At 57.2% G+C, this 1,387-nt stretch carries 1 protein-coding gene; it reads left to right on the top strand.

Translation table 11 applies throughout. From position 1 onward, the window contains the following. The first annotated feature begins 71 nt into the window (after positions 1 to 71). The gene (locus PMI02_RS23555; RefSeq protein ID WP_007687768.1) at positions 72 to 446 is read left to right on the top strand and encodes a hypothetical protein; all 375 of its coding nucleotides are present in this window, start codon (positions 72 to 74) and stop codon (positions 444 to 446) included. Positions 447 to 1,387: the final 941 nt, after the last annotated feature.

The following is a 1,387-nucleotide window of genomic DNA, read 5'->3' as shown; positions in this document are numbered from 1 at the left end:
GAATCGCCGGCTCGTTGAATGAGCGCCTGCGGCTGAGAGCCACATAACTCTCGCTCAACGCGGAGGTGGCGATGCTGAACGGCATACCGATATTAATTGCTGAATCCGATGAGCGGATGGCGGTCGAACTGGCTTTTGCTGTCGAGGAGAGCAAAGGGATAATCGTCGGGCCCGTTTCAACCGTGGCCGGTGCGATGTCCCTGCTCGACACTCAGGCGGTCGGAGCTGCTATCGTCAATGACAACTTGCTCGACGGGCGCGTCAACTCGCTGACGGAGGTCCTGATCGAGCGAGCAGTTCCTTTTGTGTTGCAAACAGCTTGCGCGATGCCTGCCCGGCCTCGCAACCCGAATTCATGGGAAACACTATCAATCCACGATCTCATGTCGGACAAAGTAATTGCGCACTTGCTAGAGAGACTATCGCTGACGCGCGACAAATCATAATTGAGAGAAAGAAGATGGCCGATGAACGCCCCGTCAACATGGAGCTGCCCTCCTTGGATCTAGCGCTCCTGGTATCCCGTTTTCTGACTGATCGATTAGCTTATAGTGATGACGGCATCATTCTTTTGCCGAGAGACATAGCCCAATTAGCCCTCGCCTTTACCGATGCTGCTGTCGAAAGCCTGCGGAATTCTCCGGCTCGCACTGTGAACTAAGCAAACGTCAGTGATGTGATGGCGCCCAAGCACGAGCCACACTCGCACACAGCCGGATTGGGATCATCGCGCCAGCACCTCCAAAACTGCCGCAGCCATGGCGCTAAACGCGGAAATGAAGATACTCACCCGGCCATGGGAAAGGTCGACTACGATTACGGGCTGACCGGGAACAGGCGTGGCGGCCTTTGTCTTCCGACACCACAGCTTCGACGAAATCATGGTCTTTTTGCCTGGCGGTAGCCGCAGCCACAATCTGCGCCGCCAAGTATAGACGAACGCGGTGGAAACGTCATGCCGCCGGGCGACGTGCGCGACGCACGCACCGGCGCAAACGCCTCTTCCAAAATGCGCCGCTGTCCCTCGGTATTTCAGCGACGACGGCATTCAGGCCCGCCGAAACCGTGATCCGTCCCAGAAACACCGCTCCTGAGTTGGCAAATAACTGCGCCTTAAGACCGATCCATCACCCCATCGGCAAGGCGCCGCTCAGCGTAGGCGTACCATCCATCCGAAATTTTTTCGGCATCACTGGCATACTAGTCGCTGCGAAAAACCGCCGGGAGCAGCGCCTGGTGCATGATTTCAGCATCCTAGTCTCGGCCACGCCGTTTGCGTGCGTTATCGCGGCGCGCCTGATTTAGAGGCTAAGCGCTGCCGTTTGTCATACCAACAATCTGATTACCCTCTGCGCTCATGCGCGGGGATCTCGGAACGGACAACCCC

The organism is Novosphingobium sp. AP12, from assembly GCF_000281975.1.
GTDB lineage: Bacteria > Pseudomonadota > Alphaproteobacteria > Sphingomonadales > Sphingomonadaceae > Novosphingobium.
The sequence above is the reverse complement of the archived record's forward strand: the minus strand, read 5'-3'. Positions and strand labels throughout refer to the sequence as shown.

Coding starts and splice junctions, on each gene's coding strand:
- PMI02_RS23555 (WP_007687768.1), top strand. CDS start 72: ATGCTGAACGGCATACCGATATTAATTGCTGAATCCGATGAGCGGATG.